We start from the raw sequence: 19012 nt of genomic DNA, 5'->3' as shown, positions 1-19012 counted from the left end.
TTATTGACATTAAATTTAATGATGATAAGATAATAATGAATTTAAATGAAATAGTTGAACATTACGGGTAATGAATAATTAATACATTTGATTTCGTCGTATTTTGCTCCTTGAAATTTACGGTCATAATTATAACGATATGTTAAATAATTTAATAATACTTTTTCTAAACCATTTTTGTTTACTAAACCTAAAATATCACCACCTTGAATATAATTTTTGGCAATACTTCATGGTAAAAACTTTCGGTAAATCAATATTGAAATACTCTTAAATTAGGGTTTGTTTCAATTGGCATTGATAATAATGGTACTAAACTAGCATTTTCAATATTTGATGATGGATAAGAATAAACACCATTGATATTGCCTCAACACTTAATATTTCCAAATAACATTGATTTAGGGTATTTAATTTCAATGCCAGTAAATACTGTATCTTCTGGCAATGATTTTTGTAAAACTAAATGAATACTATTCTGATTTTTTCACTTAAAATCAGTTATTTTAACTAAGTGGGTAGATTTAATAATATCAATGCCATCAGGTGAATAAGGACGCTTATATTCTTCAATAATATAACATTTATTTTTATTGTTTTCGGTAATTGGTTCATTAATAGAAACTATTTTTAAGTCATAGAATTCTAAAAATTCTTTGTCTTGTTTTGAAATATCATTGATTAAAATATCTTTTTCATCAATCATTACATAACTTGTGCTATTATCTTGGACTGTGGTGTTTTGTTGAATTTGTAATTTAAAATTAAAATCACTAATTTCATAACCAGTTATTTTAATATATTCATCTTTGTCAATAAAACCTATTTTAACGCTATTTTGAGAATAGTTTAAGGTTGGTTTTTGTTTTGTCTTAACAAGATTTATTAATTTTATAAATATATAAGGTTCTTGCACGGGCTTCTGTAAATAATTGTTCTAAATCAGGGTCGCTGTACTGCGATTGAATAGCAAAATCTAACGGAATACTATCAATTGAATAGTCAATTGGTTCATCATTTTCTGCTAATTGTGCTAACATTTTTTCAGATGGTTTTAACATTATTCTTGTTCTCCTTCTTCATTAGGCATATTGATAATAGTTTCGTTGTTTTTTAATTGTCTGTTTAAAGTAGCATTTACTGGTAAACGAACATCAACAATTAACTCGTCAATATTTTTAATATTGAATGTTCTACTGTTTAAAATAGCATTATCATATTTAACTAACTTAATAATAAATTCAGTTAATTTAATTTCTCTAATATATATCATTTGTTCGTATGATGCGTTTGTTTAAATATTTACACCAGCAACTTCTGCCTGAGTTTGTTGTGCGCCCTTAGCAATGGCGGGAACATGATGTCGATTTATTTTATAGTAATTTGTTAATAATCAATCATATATTTTAGTTAATTGCTCACCTTTAAAATTACCAGCAATATAGTCTACTGGTTGAAAATTACTATCAGGGTCTCCTTCAACTAATAACAAGTCATTTTCAATAAATGATGCCAGCATTTTACTAATTTCTTGGTCAACCACACCAGTAACTCCATTTAGTATTAATAGTAAATTTACCACTATTTAATAATGGATCTAACATTATCTTTTCAGCAATAATATCTAAAATACTAGCAAATTGTTTACCATAACGAGCAGAAGGCTCAAAATTAGGGTTATTAGAAATAATTTGAATTGGAATAAAATTAAGTGGTAATATTTCTTCTCTTTGTAAAGTTGTATAGTTATTTCATTTAGCATCATCAATATATAAGTCGGTAATAGTACTATATAATCGTGTTTTTAACTTTCTAATAACTTTAACTTGTTTAGTTACATCATCAATCTCTAATTTTTCAGTAATAAAAATACTCTGGTCATTTTTAATATAAGGGTCATAATCAAAAGTACAAGATACTAAATTACCTAATTCATCATACTGGTCATTGTAAAAATCAATAGTAATAAAATTAAGTTTTGAATTATTAGCAAAAATAAAATATGCACCTTTACTATTCTTATTAATTTTATATTCGTTATATCAATTCTTATCGGTAAAGTCCTGCATTTTTAAAAAGCTATTAATTAATTTAGTATCTATTTTTTGATTAGTAAGTGGATTATAAATGCTAATTTCTAAATCTCGCGGATTTAAAAAATTAGCATTATCTTCACAAATTCTTTTTTCTAAAATCTCATTATGTTTTTGAACAGTAACATTTTTACGATTAGTAATCGTTGATGCTAAATTAAGATAATAACTATCAATATCATATTCTTTTTTTTAATTTCTTTTTTGCTGGTAATAATCCCATTTATAACACCTCTTTATTTTTTATCTTCTTTTTTAATAACATCTTCAATACTATCTTCTTTTTGTTTTTTGTTATGTGTTTTGATAAATCTAATTGTTTCAATAATCAAAACTATAATTCCAGCTCCGATAAGCATTGCTGAAACAATAACATATGCTGGTCAAGAAATACCTAATGTTTTTTCTCCTATAAAACAAATAATAATTCCTGCAATAAAAAACAATGATGAAACTCCAAATATTTTCAAAAACATAATTACATCTTTAACTTCTACTTTTGGCATAATAACATCTCCTTTCTAATTTACCTTTTTTCTTTCAATAAACACAAATCCCAAAGGTCTAAATGTTGTTGGACCATTAACTCCAATATTAATCAATCCATCAGGATTAATAGATAATGCTAAACATGCACTATTAACACCTATTTGATTATATATAACACCTATTGTTTGTCTAAAACTATGCCTTGTTTACAACATCTTTTGACTTTTTAAATCTCCTTTGATATTTTTTCCTGAGGCTCAAATTCTATAAATATAATTTTCTTTATCAAAATTAGGAATATTATATCCAGTTTGACCAACTATAAAATCACTAGTATCAACAATTTCTCAATCTGGAACTTTTGGTATAACAATTGTTTTTTTAATTCATCTAAAATTTCTTCTTTTATTTTTGCAAGTTTTTCATCTTTAATTTTTTCTATAACAAGTTTATCTAATAAAGCATCAACTTCTAATTGAGTATAATATGCTTCTAAATCAATCATTGTTAAATCAATACCTTCTTCTTGAAAAGTACGAAACATTTTCTTTAAAGTTGTTAAATTAGCCAATGATTTTGCATAGGTAGGCAATAGACCTTGTCATGTTGCCATAGGGTCATTTTGTGAAGAATAATTAATATCACCAACACTCATATTTGCCGAAGCAAAAAACTCAATTGAAATACGGTTAAATGTTCAATGTTCAATCGTAATAAACACCATATTAATACAAATTTTCTTTAATAATGGGTCTTTAAATGTTTCAAATTTTAGCTTTGAAAATGGATAGTTTAAGTAAGAATTAATCATATTTTGGGCTCTTAAAGCAAATGTTTTAAATCATAATTCTACATCACCTTTAAAGAACTTATTATAACGAACTGGAACTTTTGTAATTTTACCTGTCATTGGAATAAAATTATTATAATTTTCCAAAGTAACATTTTGTCATAATTCATTTAACATTTAATCATCTCCTTATCATTTACTTTTTTAGAATATATTTTCTTTAATATAAATTTTTTACTATTTAGTAATGTTTTTGTTTTAATTTTTTTGTTTAAATCTTGTTTTGTTCTGAGTTGTTTATATGCTTGAAATACTAGTCCATTACCCAATAAACTAGTAATTGCACTATCTTCTAGCGTATTTGACAATTTATCTTTATTAAAGTTATTTTTAAATTGTTCTTGCATTTTTAATATCTTAGCAATTGTCCTATATATTTTAAAACTACCTTTTACTACTTGCTGATAAGCAAGTGGGGCAAAAGAAACTAAATTAAACAAACTTGTTTTTTTAAATCCCCAACCAATAAACCACTCACTGTTCATATAGAATTTAAACGGTTCAGGAGCCAAAACAAACTGTTCTGCTTTGATTAAAGTTGTCATAACGACAATAGGGACATATTTAGGATTTTTATAATATATTGTTAAAGCAACTTCACCCGCAACTGATAAAGGAACAATTTTAACTGCTAAAAAACATCAGAACCATAAGCAAAAGGTAATAATTGACCCTTTTTAATAGCCTTAGTTTCAAATTTAGATAATATTTTTTTAGTTTTATCAGTAATTTTACTAATTACTTTTTGTTTAATAGTAATTATTTGTTTTTCAATTGGGGCTAATAATTTTTTAGTTACTTTTTGAATATAAAAATTTGGGTTTAAATGATTTAAAATTTTATTTAATTTAATTGGTGTTTGATGAAAAATATTTAATAATTTATTATTATATATTTTACTGCCCCGCATTAAATTAGCATTTAATAGTAGATTTTTACCAACACCTTTTTTATGAAGATTAGTCATAATGTTATATCACTCATTAGTATTAATTTTACTTATTTTATCAATATTTAATCTATATTCAGACAATCATTTATTAGCATTTTTTTCATTCACGCGTGGTATTTTTTAAACTAATTTAGGATTTATTTTTTGAATATTTTTCTCAATTTTTAATAAATTATTAATTGTTTCTAAATTAGAAACTTTAAAACCTTTATAAAAATCATTTCGGGCTAATTTTCCAATTGTATATAATAAAGTTTCATTATTAGCCTGCTTTGTAAAATCAAATATTAATTTAGAAGATAAAATCTTTTTACCTGTAACTTGCCTTACAACATCTTCTAAATTATTAGCAGTTATTACACCTAATTTTTCAAGTAGTTTAGTTTCTTTTGCTAATTTTAAAATTCTAGTTGTTCGAACAGCACGCGTTAATTTACCAATTCCACCAATTGCTGGTAACAAATTTAAGGCGGTACTTTTTGCTGTTACTTCTGATGTTAATTTATCATATATTTGATTTACGGCAAAATCGGTTGCTGTTTCTACTCCAAACGAGATAAATGCTGCGGCAAAATTAGATAATCCCGCACCAAGACCAACAGCCGAAGCAATACCACCAGTTAAAACTGATAAACCAAGAGCTAAAACTTGAATTCCTAAAAATTCTAATAACTGTAAACCAAAACTTTTTTCTTGTTGTTGGATTGACAATCTAGTTGGATTTTTTTAAACAGCATAAATAAGGGCTGTTTTAGATGTTCCAATTGGCATATCATTTATCAAACGAAAAAGTACGATTTTTTAGTATTATTAAGAATTTTTAATTTTAACATCAATCGGATTTGTTTGACCAGTAGCGTTTTTTTACCTTCAATTTAGACAAAAACCTTGGTATCATTTGTAATATTTATTGGTCAATCAACACCATCACTTTCAATAAAGTAATCAAAATCACTTTCAGTTAAAGAACTATTTACTGCTTTTACTGCTTTTAAAACAACATCTTTAAATTGTGGTTTTAACTGTTCGGCTGTTGCTTTTGTTGGGTCTGCAACATGAATAGTTGGTTTATCTAATTTATTAATTTTACTAATATCAATTTTTGAAACAATATGTTTAATAATTCCTTTTGGTTCAACCACTGCTCCACCTAAATATAAAACTCTTTCCATAATCAAAGTATTACCCATTCCAGTACCTAACGCAGCAGCACCAACTCTTAACGGAGTATGATCTTTTTTGTGTAAAATAAGAGGGTCATATTTTTTGCTAAACTTAAAGGCAATTGCATTAACACCATCTGGTAATAATTCAATTGTTCCTTCTGAACCATTTTTATTAATAATTGGTAATTTTTTAGGAACCATATAGTATGTTGTTCCTTTAACAGTTTTTATTGCTCCACTTGTTGTGATTACACTATTTATTTGGTCGTTTGCTCCAAGTTGTAACTGTAATTTATTACGAATTCCACGAATAAAATCAGCCGAACCTAAAACAATTGTTTCTGATGGAGTAAAGCCGTTTTCATATATTTTATCCATAATTTCATCATGAATTTGTAAAGCATTTGTATCATCTGCTTTTTTGCCTTGAATAGTTGTAACTGTTCCTTTATTAATAATTTCTAAAATTTTATTGCGTTTATAAGCAACCTCAGTATCCATTGCTTGCTCAATATCAGCCGCCCAAAGATTAGGATTAAAATCATTTTCTACAGGGTCTAATTTACGAGCAAAAGTTAAAATTGTATCTAATTCAACAACTCTATCTTCAAATTCTACTGTTGAATATTTTAGAAGATTATCATCGGTATTAAATACTTGTCCATTTTTTCCCAAACCTTCATTATATTTAATATTTTTCTTTCTTTTATATGTTAAACCAAATTTATTTGCTTCTTTTCACGCAAATAAAGCTTCTCAACTAAATTTTTGTTGATAAGTTTGTAAATATCATTGTTCAAATGTTTCTCAGTCTCTTTGTGTTGCTTGATTAGCAATATCGCCAAAAATTGTTTTTGGATCCATATTTTTATTCCTTCTTTCTATTTTTTAAATACATTGTCTGTATCTAAAATATTGTTTTCTTTGTTTACTACTTTTGGTACGCCCCCAGTATTAACTGTTTGTACCTTAATTAATTCATCATAAACACTTTGCAATTGTGTTTTAATGATTTCAATATCATCAGTAATATCATAAGATTTTAATAAAACATTTTTAAAATCTTCATTATATATTCTGTCATTATATATACTCCTTAATTTTTTTATTTGTTGATCAAATTTCATCATTAATATTATTTGCAGTTACTGGATAAGCACAGGCGTCCTGTACGATGAACCGGCAAAAAACAACTCTTGTGAGATTGTTTTTTTTTATTTTTATATTAAAAAACATAAATTTATTTGCATTATTCATCGGATAGTATCTTTAAATTTAGAACTTTTATCATAAAAAAACAGATTAAATTCTGTTTTCCCTACACAAAATAAACAATATTTTTATAAATCCTTTCAATAAAGGTATTATCCGATGAATAATGCGGCACTTAAAATTTAATATTTTGATGCTTAAAGATGAATAACTCATCTATGGCACGAAGCCTTAAAGAAAGTGTGAAAGCGATTGGATTTACTACTCCTATTTATTTCTTTAATTCTCGGCAAGATTAATCACTTGCGAAATGTCAGAGCGCGTGTTTTTTGCTTGTTTTCATAAAAAGAGTGCTGTTAAACCGAAAAAACAATATCGGACACTAAAAAAACAAGAGGGTTGGAACTCCAAAAGGTTATTTTCTTTATATAAAGTTGTCTAGGGATGGATGAAGCGTAATTAATAACTGGGTAAACTGTTTCTTTGTTTATTTCCGTATGGGGGTAAACTCTATCAAAATATCTTATCCCGCCCCCGCTCACCTTCAAAGTGAAGCGGGGGCGAAGTAATTAAATACTAAAATAAATTATTTACTAAATATCAAAATATTAACCAATAAAGGAATATTATGTTTTTTTTACAGAAAGGAAAATATTTGATGAAAAAATGAAATAAAAAAATTAAAAATAAATTACAAGAATTAATGATACGAGCTTATCTAGTAACGGTAAATGATATTAATGATGAAATTTGAGCAGCAAATAAAAATAATTAAGGAGTATAGATAAATGACAGAATATAAAAGTTTGTATATTAATAAAACTTGAAATGAAATAACAACGTCATTTGATTGAGTTAATTGTCAGCCTGTTAATTGTCGTATTTCACATCATAAAAAGCATTATGATTTGCAATGTTTAGAATGAGCCAAAATGTACTTAATTTTATTTAAAAACAATTGAGATGTAATTGCTTCTTATATGCAACATTACAAAATTAACGATATTTTAGATTTAGCATCCGATGGATGAAAAATATTACAAATTGACAAAAAAAATAAAACAAATAAATTAAAATATATTATTGCAATTGACCCTGCTGGAATTGGACAAACTGGTATGATTATTTATAATGTTTTGCAAAAGAAAATAATTAATAATATTACTTTTAATTCTAAAAATGAAGAAGAAGCAATAAATAATATGTATTTAATATTAAATGAGTTTAAAAATAAAATTTGTTCTTATTTAAATAAAGTTATTGTAATAATTGAAGATTATCAACTTAATAAAGGTTTAAAAATAAAAAATCCATTAGCTACTCCTAAATTTATTGGTGGTTTAAAAGTTTTATGTAAATATCTATTTAATTTAAATTATGTTTTACAATCGCCAGTTGTTAAGAAAAATTATATTTATAAAGGAAATATTAAAATGACAGAGCACGAACACGATGCTTGAAAACATTTACAATATTTTATAACAGAAGGAGTTGATAAAAATGGCACAAACAAAAAGTAATTTACTTAAAAAATCAATAACTAATAAATCTAAAATAAAAAAGTTAATAAATTAGAATTAACTGTTAGATTACATGAAAACCCAATTAAAACTAAAATTAAGGCACTGGTTGCTGCTGGTGTTGAAGTTGATGCTTGTTCTGCGAAATGTCAGTGAGAAGGATTAAATTACTCAACATTATCAATTTATAATCCGTCAGTTGTATCTGCTTTTTTGAAATTAAAAAAAGATGATGAGATAAAAATTAAAGGCTCAGTATTTAATCAGTTAAATATAAAAACTAAACGCTATTTTTTATCTTTTCGAGTCGATAGTTTCGAAATTATACAAAAAGCGATTAGAAAAAGAACAAATACAAGTATTAAAAAATAGGAGGAAAAACAATGGCATTAAAAAATGTAAAATTTGTTCTTATTGATAAAAATAATGAACCTATTAAAAATGAAGATGGTAGTTTAGATATTAAAACTGCTGAAATTATTTTAGAAAATACTGTTGAAGTTGAAGAATTTAATGCAAGTAATTTAGAAAATAGTAATCAACAAATCAACGAACTACAAACAAAAAATACTGAATTAACTTCACAAATTGAAGAACAAACAATTCAATTAAAACAAATTGAAGTAATTGATTTTATTAATTCTTTAACTGATAATGAAGATTTTAAAAATGTTTTATTAAAATCTTATGATATTACTGATGATATTGAAATCATTAAAGTACAATTGCAGAGTGTTTATGATGAATTAATTAAGGTACAAACAGTTAATACTGGTGGCGTACCAAAATCAGAAAATAAAGAAAACAATATTTTAGATACAGACAATGTATTTAATAAATAAGAAAGAAGGTATAAAATTATGGCACAAAATCCACAAAGAATATTCGGCGATATTGTTAATCAAGCAACACAAAAAGATTGTGAATCATTTGACCAATGATATTTACAAACTTATCAACAAAAATTTAGCTGAGAGGCATTATTTGCGTGAAAAGAAGCAAATAAGTTTGGTTTAACATATAAAAGAAAGAAAAATATTAAATATAATGAAGGTATAGGAAAAGATAAAAAAGTATTTAATACTGATGACAGTCTTTTAAACTATACTGAAGTAAAGTTTGAAGATGGAACAGTTGAATTAGATACAATTTTAACTTTTGCTCGTAAATTAGACCCTGTAGAAAATGATTTTAATCCTAATCTTTGGGCGGCTGATATTGAGCAAGCAATGGATACTGAAGTTGCTTATAAACGCAATAAAATTTTAGAAATTATTAATAAAGGAACTGTTACAACTATTCAAGGACAAAAATCAGATGATACAAATGCTTTACAAATCCACGATGAAATTATGGATAAAATATATGAAAATGGCTTTACCCCATCAGAAACAGTTGTCTTGGATTCGGCAGATTTTATTCGTGGAATTCGTAATAAATTACAGTTACAACTTGGCGCAAATGACCAAATAAATAGCGTAATTGAAACAAGTGGAGCAATGAAAACTGTTGAAGGAACAACATATTATATGGTTCCTAAAAAATTACCAATTATTAATAAAGATGGTTCAGAAGGAACAATTGAATTATTACCAAACGGAGTTAATGCAATTGCCTTTAAATTTAGTAAAAAATATGATCCTCTTATTTTACGCAAAAAAGACCATACTCCGCTAAGGGTTGGTGCTGCTGCGTTAGGTACTGGAATGGGTAATACTTTAATTATGGAAAGAGTTTTATATTTAGGTGGAGCAGTAGTTGAACCTAAAGGAATTATTAAACATATTGTTACAAAAATTGATATTAGTAAAATTAATAAATTAGATAAACCAACTATTCATGTTGTAAATCCAACACAAACAACAGCCGAACAGTTAAAACCACAATTTAAAGATGTTGTTTTAAAAGCAGTTAAAGCCGTAAATAGTTCTTTAACTGAAAGTGATTTTGATTACTTTATTGAAAGTAAAGGTGAAGATTGACCAATTAATATTACAAATGATAAAACTGTTTCTGTTCAAATTGAAGGTAAAAACAACGCTACTGGTCAAACATCTCCGATTGATGTTAAAATTAAAAATTCTTAATAGTACTAAAAAATCGTACTTTTTCGTTTGATAGATATGCCAATTAGAACATCTAAAACAGCTCTTATTTATGCTGTTAAAAAAATCCAACTAGATTGTCAATCCAACAACAAGAAAAAAATTTTGGTTTACAGTTATTAGAATTTTTAGGAATTCAAGTTTTAGCTCTTGGTTTATCAGTTTTAACTGGTGGTATTGCTTCGGCTGTTGGTCTTGGTACGGGATTATCTAATTTTGCCGCAGCATTTATTTCGTTTGGAGTAGAAACAGCAACCGATTTTGCCGTAAATCAAATATATGATAAATTAACATCAGAAGTAACAGCAAAAAGTACCGCCTTAAATTTGTTTCCAGCAATTGGCGGTGTTGGTAAATTAACGCGTGCTGCTCGAACAACTAGAATTTTAAAATTAGCAAAAGAAACTAAATTACTTGAAAAATTAGGTGTAATAACTGCTAATAATTTAGAAGATGTTGTAAAACAAGTTACAGGCAAAAAGATTTTATCTTCTAAATTAATATTTGATTTTACAAAGCAGGCTAATAATGAAACTTTATTATATACATTTGGTAAATTGGCCCGAAATGATTTTTATAAAGGTTTTAAAGTTTCTAATTTAGAAACAATTAATAATTTATTAAAAATTGAGAAAAATATTCAAAAAATAAGCCCTACATTAGTTCAAAAAATACCGCGCGTAAATGAAAAAAATGCTAATAAATTGTTATATGAATATGGATTAAATATTGATAAAATAAGCAAAATTAATACTAATGAGTGATATAACATTATGACTAATCTTCATAAAAAAGGTGTTGGTAAAAATCTACTATTAAATGCTAATTTAATGCGGAGCAGTAAAATATATAATAATAAATTATTAAATATTTTTCACCAAACACCAATTAAATTAAATAAAATTTTAAATCATTTAAACCCAAATTTTTATATTCAAAAAGTAACTAAAAAATTATTAGCTCCAATTGAAAAACAAATAATTACAATTAAACAAAAAGTAATTAATAAAATTACTGATAAAACTAAAAAATATTCTCTAAATTTGAAACTAAAGCTATTAAAAAAGGCCAATTATTACCCTTTGCTTATGGTTCTGATGTTTTTTTAGCAGTAAAAATTGTTCCATTATCAGTTGCGGGAGAAGTTGCTTTAACAATATATTATAAAAATCCTAAATATGTCCCTATTGTCGTTATGACAACTTTAATCAAAGCAGAACAGTTTGTTTTGGCTCCTGAACCGTTTAAATTCTATATGAACAGTGAGTGGTTTATTGGTTGGGGATTTAAAAAAACAAGTTTGTTTAATTTAGTTTCTTTTGCCCCACTTGTTTATCAGCAAGTAGTAAAAGATAGTTTTAAAATATATCGGATAATTGCTAAGATATTAAAAATGCAAGAACAATTTAAAAATAACTTTAATAAAGATAAATTGTTAAATACGCTAGAAGATAGTGTGGTTACTAGTTTGTTAGGTAATGGACTAGTATTTCAAGCATATAAACAACTCAGAACAAAACAAGATTTAAACAAAACAATTAAAACAAAAACATTACTAAATAGTAAAAAATTTATATTAAAGAAAATATATTTTAAAAAAAGTAAATGATAAGGAGATGATTAAATGTTAAATGAATTATGACAAAATGTTACTTTGGAAAATTATAATAATTTTATTCCAATGACAGGTAAAATTACACAAGTTCCAGTTCGTTATAATAAGTTCTTTAAAGGTGATGTAGAATTATGATTTAAAACATTTGCTTTAAGAGCCAAAAATATGATTAATTCTTACTTAAACTATCCATTTTCAAAACTAAAGTTTGAAACATTTAAAGATCCATTATTAAAGAAAATTTGTATTAATATGGTGTTTATTACGATTGAGCATTGAACATTTAACCGCATTCCAATTGAATTTTTTACTTCGGCAAATATGAGTGTTGGTGATATTAATTATTCATCGCAAAATGACCCTATGATTACTTAACAAGGTCTATTGCCTAGCTATGCAAAATCATTGGCTAATCTAACAACTTTAAAAAAAATGTTTCGTACTTTTCAAAAAGAAGGTATTGATTTAACAATGATTGATTTAGAAGCATATTATACTCAATTAGAAGTTGATGCTTTATTAGATAAACTTGTTATAGAAAAAATTAAAGATGAAAAACTTGCAAAAATAAAAGAAGAAATTTTAGATGAATTAAAAAAATCAATTGTTATACCAAAAGTTCCAGATTGAGAAATTGTTGATACTAGTGATTTTAAAGTTGGACAAAAAGGATATACTATTCCTAATTTTGATAAAGAAAATTATATTTATAGAATTTGAGCCTCAGGAAAAAATATCAAAGGAGATTTAAAAAGTCAAGGGATGTTGCAAACAAGGCATAGTTTTAGACAAACAATAGGTGTTATATATGATCAAATAGGTGTTAATAGTGCATGTTTAGCATTATCTATTAATCCTGATGGATTGATTAATATTGGAGTTAATGGTCCAGCAACATTTAGACCTTTGGGATTTGTGTTTATTGAAAGAAAAAAGGTAAATTAGAAAGGAGATGTTATTATGTCAAAAGTAAATATTAAAGATGTAATTATGTTTTTGAAAATCTTTGGAGTTTCATCATTGTTTTTTATCGCAGGAATTATTATTTGTTTTATAGGAGAAAAAACATTAGGTATTTCTTGACCGGCATATGTTATTGTTTCAGCAATGCTTATCGGAGCTGGAATTATAGTTTTGATTATTGAAACAATTAGATTTATCAAAACACATAACAAAAAACAAAAAGAAGATAGTATTGAAGATGTTATTAAAAAAGAAGAAACAAAATAAAGGGGAAGTTATAAATGGGATTGTTACCAGCAAAAAAGAAAATAAAAAAAGATTATGATATTGATAGTTATTATCTTAATTTAGCATCAACTATTACTAATCGTAAAAATGTTACTGTTCAAAAACATAATGAGATTTTAAAAAAAAGAATTTGTGAAGATAATGCTAATTTTTTAAATCCACGAGATTTAGGAATTAGCATTTATAATCCACTTACTAATCAACAATTAGATACTAAATTAATTAATAACTTTTTAAAGATGCAAGACTTTACTAATAAAAATTGATATAACGAATATAAAATTAATAAGAATGGTAGGGGTACATACTTTATTTTTGTTAATAATTCAAAACTTAATTTTATTACTATTGATTTTTACAATGACCAATATGATGAATTAGGTAATTTAGTATCTTGTACTTTTGATTATGACTCTTATATTAAAAATGACCAGAGTATTTTTATTACTGAAAAATTAGAGATTGATGCTGTAACTAAACAAGTTAAAGTTATTAGAAAGTTAAAAACACGATTATATAGTACTATTACCGACTTATATATTGATGATGCTAAATGAAATAACTATACAACTTTACAAAGAGAAGAAATATTACCACTTAATTTTATTCCAATTCAAATTATTCCTAATAACCCTAATTTTGAGCCTTCTGCTCGTTATGGTAAACAATTTGCTAGTATTTTAGATATTATTGCTGAAAAGATAATGTTAGATCCATTATTAAATAGTGGTAAATTTATTATTAATACTAACGGCGTGACTGGTGTAGTTGACCAAGAAATTAGTAAAATGCTAGCTTTATTTATTGAAAATGACTTGTTATTAGTTGAAGGAGACCCTGATAGTAATTTTCAACCAGTAGATTATATTGCGGGTAATTTTAAAGGTGAACAATTAACCAAAATATATGATTGATTATTAACTAATTACTATAAAATAAATCGCCATCATGTTCCCGCCATTGCTAAGGGAGCCCAACAAACACAAGCAGAAGTTGCGGGAGTAAATATTCAAACAAACGCATCATATGAACAAATGATATATATTAGAGAAATTAAATTAACTGAATTCATTATTAAGTTAATTAAATATGATAATGCGATTTTAAACAGTAGAACATTCAATATTAAAAATATTGATGAGTTAATTGTTGATGTTCGCTTACCAGTAAATGCTACTTTAAACAGACAATTAAAAAACAACGAAACTATTATCAATATGCCTAATGAAGAAGGAGAACAAGAATAATGTTAAAACCATCTGAAAAAATGTTAGCACAATTAGCGGAAAATGATGAACCAATTGACTATTCAATCGATAGTATTCCGTTAGATTTTGCTGCTCAATCGCAGTACAGCAACCCTGACTTAGAACAATTATTTACTGAAGACCGTGCAAGAACCTTATATATTTATAAAATTAATAATATTGTTAAGACAAAGCAAAAACCAATCTTAAATTACTCTCAAAATAGCGTTAAAATAGGTTTTATTGACAAAGATGAATATATTAAAATAACTGGTTATGAAATTAGTGATTTTAACTTTAAATTACAAATTCAACAAAATACCACAGTCCAAGATAATAGCACAAGTTATGTTATGATTGATGAAAAAGATATTTTAATTAATGATATTTCAAAACAAGACAAAGAATTTTTAGAATCCTATGACTTAAAAATAGTATCTATTAATGAGCCAATTAGTGAAGATAACAAAAATGAATGTTATATCATTGAAGAATACAAAGGCCCTTATTCACCCGATGGTGTTAATATTATTAAATCTATGCATTTAGTTAAAATAACTGATTTTAAATGAAAAAACCAAAATAGTATTCATTTAGTATTACAAAAATCATTACCCGAAGACACAGTATTTACTGGGATTGAAATTAAATACCCTAAATCAATGTTATTTGGAAATATTAAGTGTTGAGGCAATGTTAATGGTGTTTATTCTTATCCATCATCAATAGTTGAAAACGCTAGTTTAGTACCTTTACTATCAATGCCAATTGAAACAAACCCTAATGTAAGAATATTTCAGTATTGATTTACTGAAAGTTTTTTACCATGAAGTATAGCCAAAAACTATATTCAAGGAAAAGATATTTTAGATTTGGTAAATAAAAATGGTTTAGAAAAAGTTTTATTAAATTATTTAACATATCGTTAAAATTATGACCGTAAATTTCAAGGAGCAAAATACGATGAAAAAGGTAATCCTACCAATAAAGCGGCTGAACTGCGCCAAAAATTTGAAGGACAAAAACCAGAAGATGTAATTGATGGTTTATTTGAAAATTGAAAATTAGATAATTCCACATTTCTTAATGAAAATGTTGTCAAAAGATTTAAACAAATTATTTATATGTTATCAAATTATACATATAGCAAGTATGCAATTAATAAAGGCTATAATGATGATATTAAATTAATTGCTCCTTATTATTTTAAACTAATTTCAAAACCAAATAGATTAGAAGAAGGATATTTTTATTTTTCAGATTGTCAAGTACAAATATATTCATTATATTTTGATTTTATTGGTTCTAATCCACCAATTACAGTAAATTATTGAAAAGAAATTAAAGCACAAGAAAAACCATTTAATCAAGTGGATAATAAATGATATTTTGCTATATGGAAACCTAATAATTCTATTTATTGAAAAATATCAAAATTTAAACACGATACAAATAAAGGAAAAAAATGAGGATTGAGATCCATTAAAACCATATTATATTGATCTCTTTTTATGGGTTTTTGAAACAAAAGAACAAGATTTATTAATAGATGATCAATCAGAAGGTAAAATAGAACGAATTTTTTGAAATGAAGATAAGGGACGAAATTTTAAAGCAGTTTATCGTTGAAATGGTGGTGGTGAACCTCTTAAACCTTTAATTGATTCAAGTACTGGAAAGATTATTGATTGAAATTTAAAACAACAAATAAATGTTAATAATAACAAAGATAATGAAATTAAAGTAAGTGTTAAAAACAAAGATATTTCAGAAAATCCTATTTATCGATTAGAAGCAAATTTTTTTAATTGATTATCCGTAACAAATGAATTAGAAACAAATAACATTCCTTCTCTTATTCCATCAGAAATTAAATTATCTGATGGTGAATATGGGAAATATTTAACTAATTTAATTGTTTTTAATGACAAAATAGAAAACTATTTAAATTATTTTTCTGAATGATATAAATTACTTTATTCTAAAATAGATTGAATTAGTACAATCGAAGATTTAATTGATTATAGTATTAAAATAACTTTTGATAAAAAACTATTTAATTTAAATCAAATTGAAATATCAGGTATATGAGGTTATGGTAATTATGAAATTACAATTTTTACTGAAAAAGAACAAATTAATATTAATAATTTACAACTATTTAATAAAAATAATGAAAAATTATCATTAATTATATTAGAAATATAAAAAGTCATTTATTAAAATGACTTTTTATTATTCATTAACTTTTACATTACCGGTTTTATCAATAATTAAATTAGGTACATTAGTATCTTCTAAATTTCAACGATAAACTGCTTTAAAATTTCGTCCCTTATCTTCATTTCAAAAAATTCGTTCTATTTTACCTTCTGATTGATCATCTATTAATAAATCTTGTTCTTTTGTTTCAAAAACCCATAAAAAGAGATCAATATAATATGGTTTTAATGGATCTCAATCCTCATTTTTTTCCTTTATTTGTATCGTGTTTAAATTTTGATATTTTTCAATAAATAGAATTATTAGGTTTCCATATAGCAAAATATCATTTATTATCCACTTGATTAAATGGTTTTTCTTGATATGCTATTCATTCTAAAATACCATTTTTTGTTTTTATATTATTTTTTTCTTTTAGTTTATTTAATTGTTCCTCGATATATTGTGGTGTATTACAGGCAACTAAACTGGCTGTACTTGTTCCTATTAAAGTGATTGTTCCCAAAAGACTTAATTTCTTTTTCATATCGTGTTTATAATTAATTCTTTACTACCACTATATCTGTTTTTTTATTTTTAAATGTTACATTTTTTTCTTCCGAATTTAAGGGAATAGCTTCCCCAATCTCAGTCTGATGCATAATTATTTCTTTTTTACTTTTAATATCATAGTAAAAATTTATACTATTATCATTATTTATTTTTATTTTTGAGGGTAAAATTTCATTTTCAAATAAACTAAGCATAGCATCTTTAATTGAAATATTAACTATTATTTCATTATTATTTTTATCAATTAATTTTGCACTAACCATACCTTCAATTTTTTGATAATAATTTAAAATAAGCTCTATATTATTTTGTAAAGAAGTAACATAAACTGAAATTTTACTATGTGGTGGCACCTTTACTGGTTGAGATGGAACAGTTATTGTTGTAGTGTTTGTGGTTGTTTTAATTTCTGTTTCAGAAGAATTTGAAGTATCTGTTATAGTATAAGTTTTTGACTTCCCTCATGTATAACCACCACCAGCTTCAACTGCAACTTCAAGTTTTGCACCAAAAACAACAGGAACACCAGCATTACTACTAGCTTTTGCTGTAACTTTAGTATTTACATTTGTACTTCAATTATCAGTATTTGATGTTGTTTCTGATTTAGAAAATCCATTCATTTTTTGAAATGTATTTGTTTCTGTTAATTGTTTAGAACAAGAAACTGTATTTTGAATTTGTTCAATACTACTATTATTTATAAATGTTGAGTTAGAATCTTTACAAATATCATTAAGATCTTGTTCTAAATTATATGATTTATTTTTTTTGTGTTTCTTCTAAAACAAGTTCAGATTCTGTTAAATTTTTAAATTAATATTTAAAATCTGTTTAATTTCAGAATTAGGATTTTGTTTTTTATGATATAAATATAACCCTCTTTTTACTTGATCTCTCATATTAATAATTTTAGATTCAATTAATTGCAATGTATCATATTCATAAACTTTATTATCTTTTGAACCAAAGTATAATTTGTTATTTAAAGCTACTCCAGAAGATAAAATACTTCCATTTGTTGTAATTACAACTTTTTGTTGTTCAGTTTTAGGATTATATTCATAAACATTATGATCAAAAGAACCAAAGTATAATTTATTATTTAAAACTACACCGGAAGAAATAATACTTTTATTTGTTATAATAACAATTTCTGAAATTCCAACAATATTATTTTTTTTATTATCTTGTCTTTTTACTCTATTTAATTTTTCTAAATTATTTTTTTGTGAATAATTAACTTTACTAATTTCTAATTTAGTTTCTTCTTTTTGATAGGGGCTAGCAGCAATTGTTGTTGGTACAGCGGTTCCACCAATAGTTAATAGACTAAATAAACTTAAAAGTTTTTTCATTTTATTATTTCCTTTCTTTTATCTTGAAAATTTTTATCAAGATCTAGTGACATTATATATATATATATATACAAGCACTTTTTAAACATATTTGAGAAAGGAAGTTATTTAAATGATTATTATTGTGATTATATTGTACTAATTTGGGCTCGCGGTGATTTTCATAAGTTTTGCGAAAAATGCCTTAAAGTTTAAAAAAACTTTTGCCGCGCTTTTCAAAATACTTGGGAAAAATTCTAAGCGTTAAGCGAAGAATTTTATAAAGGTTCCCAAATTTGTTTGAAAGAACCTCAAAATCTTTTTTAACTTGTAAGTCATTTTATCACAAAAATTTAAGAAAATCAACCGCTCGCCCAAAACCTAAAAAATCTGCTATTAC

Annotated in this window: 28 protein-coding genes and 1 pseudogene; 12 read left to right on the top strand and 17 right to left on the bottom strand. The window is 25.3% G+C overall.

What is annotated here, in order from left to right; translation table 4 throughout:
* Window positions 1-41: 41 nt before the first annotated feature.
* The 13 genes from AACL22_RS09005 to AACL22_RS08945 all read right to left on the bottom strand — a co-directional run bounded on the left by AACL22_RS09005 (window position 42) and on the right by AACL22_RS08945 (window position 6680).
* Window positions 42-257 (bottom strand): hypothetical protein, encoded by a 216-nt coding sequence (locus AACL22_RS09005; RefSeq protein ID WP_338991548.1) that lies wholly within the window; start codon window positions 255-257, stop codon window positions 42-44.
* On the bottom strand, window positions 191-916 hold the full coding sequence (locus tag AACL22_RS09000) for a hypothetical protein (protein ID WP_338991545.1): 726 nt from the start codon (window positions 914-916) through the stop codon (window positions 191-193). Before AACL22_RS09000 ends, AACL22_RS09005 begins: the two co-directional genes overlap by 67 nt.
* A complete protein-coding gene (locus AACL22_RS08995; RefSeq protein WP_338991542.1) occupies window positions 873-1061 on the bottom strand; it encodes a hypothetical protein in 189 nt (62 codons plus the stop codon). Before AACL22_RS08995 ends, AACL22_RS09000 begins: the two co-directional genes overlap by 44 nt.
* The gene (locus AACL22_RS08990) at window positions 1061-1273 is read right to left on the bottom strand and encodes a hypothetical protein (protein ID WP_338991539.1); all 213 of its coding nucleotides are present in this window, start codon (window positions 1271-1273) and stop codon (window positions 1061-1063) included. Before AACL22_RS08990 ends, AACL22_RS08995 begins: the two co-directional genes overlap by 1 nt.
* Before the next feature lie 21 nt (window positions 1274-1294).
* Window positions 1295-1543, bottom strand: a complete 249-nt coding sequence (locus AACL22_RS08985; RefSeq protein ID WP_338991536.1) for a hypothetical protein — start codon at window positions 1541-1543, stop codon at window positions 1295-1297.
* Complete coding sequence (locus AACL22_RS08980; RefSeq protein ID WP_338991532.1) at window positions 1524-2069, bottom strand: hypothetical protein; 546 nt, start codon at window positions 2067-2069, stop codon at window positions 1524-1526. The genes AACL22_RS08985 and AACL22_RS08980 overlap by 20 nt, the downstream gene beginning before the upstream one ends.
* A 260-nt stretch (window positions 2070-2329) precedes the next feature.
* Complete coding sequence (locus AACL22_RS08975; RefSeq protein WP_338991529.1) at window positions 2330-2599, bottom strand: hypothetical protein; 270 nt, start codon at window positions 2597-2599, stop codon at window positions 2330-2332.
* Window positions 2600-2901: 302 nt separating this feature from the next.
* A complete protein-coding gene (locus tag AACL22_RS08970; RefSeq protein WP_338991525.1) occupies window positions 2902-3549 on the bottom strand; it encodes a hypothetical protein in 648 nt (215 codons plus the stop codon).
* Window positions 3543-3977, bottom strand: a complete 435-nt coding sequence (locus AACL22_RS08965; RefSeq protein WP_338991522.1) for a hypothetical protein — start codon at window positions 3975-3977, stop codon at window positions 3543-3545. Before AACL22_RS08965 ends, AACL22_RS08970 begins: the two co-directional genes overlap by 7 nt.
* 86 nt (window positions 3978-4063) lie before the next feature.
* Window positions 4064-4492 (bottom strand): hypothetical protein, encoded by a 429-nt coding sequence (locus tag AACL22_RS08960; RefSeq protein ID WP_338991520.1) that lies wholly within the window; start codon window positions 4490-4492, stop codon window positions 4064-4066.
* 12 nt (window positions 4493-4504) lie between these two features.
* Complete coding sequence (locus AACL22_RS08955) at window positions 4505-5095, bottom strand: hypothetical protein (protein ID WP_338991517.1); 591 nt, start codon at window positions 5093-5095, stop codon at window positions 4505-4507.
* 164 nt (window positions 5096-5259) lie between these two features.
* Window positions 5260-6414, bottom strand: coding sequence for a hypothetical protein (locus tag AACL22_RS08950; RefSeq protein WP_338991513.1), 1155 nt, complete (start codon window positions 6412-6414; stop codon window positions 5260-5262).
* A 17-nt stretch (window positions 6415-6431) separates the two neighbouring features.
* Entirely contained in the window at window positions 6432-6680 is a 249-nt protein-coding gene (locus tag AACL22_RS08945) for a hypothetical protein (protein WP_338991509.1), read from the bottom strand.
* Between the two features lie 870 nt (window positions 6681-7550).
* On the opposite strand from AACL22_RS08945, the gene AACL22_RS08940 reads away from it, so the two are divergent.
* From AACL22_RS08940 to AACL22_RS08885, 12 genes are all read left to right on the top strand, one after another.
* The gene (locus tag AACL22_RS08940; RefSeq protein WP_338989924.1) at window positions 7551-8282 is read left to right on the top strand and encodes a hypothetical protein; all 732 of its coding nucleotides are present in this window, start codon (window positions 7551-7553) and stop codon (window positions 8280-8282) included.
* Window positions 8283-8495: 213 nt separating this feature from the next.
* Window positions 8496-8654 carry a hypothetical protein gene (locus AACL22_RS08935; protein ID WP_338990165.1) on the top strand — a complete coding sequence of 53 codons (159 nt, stop codon included), beginning with the start codon at window positions 8496-8498 and terminating at the stop codon, window positions 8652-8654.
* A gap of 11 nt (window positions 8655-8665) precedes the next feature.
* Window positions 8666-9124: a hypothetical protein gene (locus tag AACL22_RS08930; RefSeq protein ID WP_338988799.1), complete on the top strand. Its 459-nt coding sequence runs from the start codon at window positions 8666-8668 to the stop codon at window positions 9122-9124.
* A gap of 18 nt (window positions 9125-9142) precedes the next feature.
* Complete coding sequence (locus AACL22_RS08925) at window positions 9143-10369, top strand: hypothetical protein (RefSeq protein WP_338990163.1); 1227 nt, start codon at window positions 9143-9145, stop codon at window positions 10367-10369.
* Window positions 10370-10464: 95 nt separating this feature from the next.
* Window positions 10465-11496 (top strand): hypothetical protein, encoded by a 1032-nt coding sequence (locus tag AACL22_RS08920; RefSeq protein ID WP_338991505.1) that lies wholly within the window; start codon window positions 10465-10467, stop codon window positions 11494-11496.
* An 86-nt stretch (window positions 11497-11582) separates the two neighbouring features.
* Window positions 11583-11999: a hypothetical protein gene (locus AACL22_RS08915; protein WP_338990158.1), complete on the top strand. Its 417-nt coding sequence runs from the start codon at window positions 11583-11585 to the stop codon at window positions 11997-11999.
* Window positions 12000-12011: 12 nt separating this feature from the next.
* Window positions 12012-12377 carry a hypothetical protein gene (locus AACL22_RS08910; RefSeq protein WP_338988789.1) on the top strand — a complete coding sequence of 122 codons (366 nt, stop codon included), beginning with the start codon at window positions 12012-12014 and terminating at the stop codon, window positions 12375-12377.
* A 9-nt stretch (window positions 12378-12386) separates the two neighbouring features.
* The gene (locus tag AACL22_RS08905) at window positions 12387-12947 is read left to right on the top strand and encodes a hypothetical protein (protein ID WP_338991503.1); all 561 of its coding nucleotides are present in this window, start codon (window positions 12387-12389) and stop codon (window positions 12945-12947) included.
* Between the two features lie 15 nt (window positions 12948-12962).
* Entirely contained in the window at window positions 12963-13232 is a 270-nt protein-coding gene (locus tag AACL22_RS08900) for a hypothetical protein (protein ID WP_338988785.1), read from the top strand.
* A 14-nt stretch (window positions 13233-13246) separates the two neighbouring features.
* Window positions 13247-14500, top strand: a complete 1254-nt coding sequence (locus tag AACL22_RS08895; RefSeq protein ID WP_338991500.1) for a hypothetical protein — start codon at window positions 13247-13249, stop codon at window positions 14498-14500.
* The gene (locus tag AACL22_RS08890; protein WP_338991496.1) at window positions 14500-15429 is read left to right on the top strand and encodes a hypothetical protein; all 930 of its coding nucleotides are present in this window, start codon (window positions 14500-14502) and stop codon (window positions 15427-15429) included. Before AACL22_RS08895 ends, AACL22_RS08890 begins: the two co-directional genes overlap by 1 nt.
* Before the next feature lie 460 nt (window positions 15430-15889).
* The gene (locus AACL22_RS08885; protein WP_338991493.1) at window positions 15890-16708 is read left to right on the top strand and encodes a hypothetical protein; all 819 of its coding nucleotides are present in this window, start codon (window positions 15890-15892) and stop codon (window positions 16706-16708) included.
* Window positions 16709-16735: 27 nt separating this feature from the next.
* Here AACL22_RS08885 and AACL22_RS08880 read toward each other — a convergent pair whose 3' ends face one another.
* From AACL22_RS08880 to AACL22_RS08870, 4 genes and pseudogenes are all read right to left on the bottom strand, one after another.
* The gene (locus tag AACL22_RS08880) at window positions 16736-17044 is read right to left on the bottom strand and encodes a hypothetical protein (protein WP_338988777.1); all 309 of its coding nucleotides are present in this window, start codon (window positions 17042-17044) and stop codon (window positions 16736-16738) included.
* A gap of 142 nt (window positions 17045-17186) precedes the next feature.
* A pseudogene (locus AACL22_RS13850) lies at window positions 17187-17249 on the bottom strand (hypothetical protein); the annotation flags it as partial.
* 13 nt (window positions 17250-17262) lie between these two features.
* Window positions 17263-17898: a hypothetical protein gene (locus tag AACL22_RS08875; RefSeq protein ID WP_338989166.1), complete on the bottom strand. Its 636-nt coding sequence runs from the start codon at window positions 17896-17898 to the stop codon at window positions 17263-17265.
* A 180-nt stretch (window positions 17899-18078) separates the two neighbouring features.
* Entirely contained in the window at window positions 18079-18633 is a 555-nt protein-coding gene (locus AACL22_RS08870) for a hypothetical protein (protein WP_338991490.1), read from the bottom strand.
* Window positions 18634-19012 lie beyond the last annotated feature (379 nt).

The organism is Spiroplasma endosymbiont of Seladonia tumulorum (assembly GCF_964020235.1).
In the GTDB taxonomy this organism is placed as follows: domain Bacteria; phylum Bacillota_I; class Bacilli_A; order Mycoplasmatales; family Mycoplasmataceae; genus Spiroplasma.
This window is presented reverse-complemented; position numbering and strand designations above follow the sequence as displayed.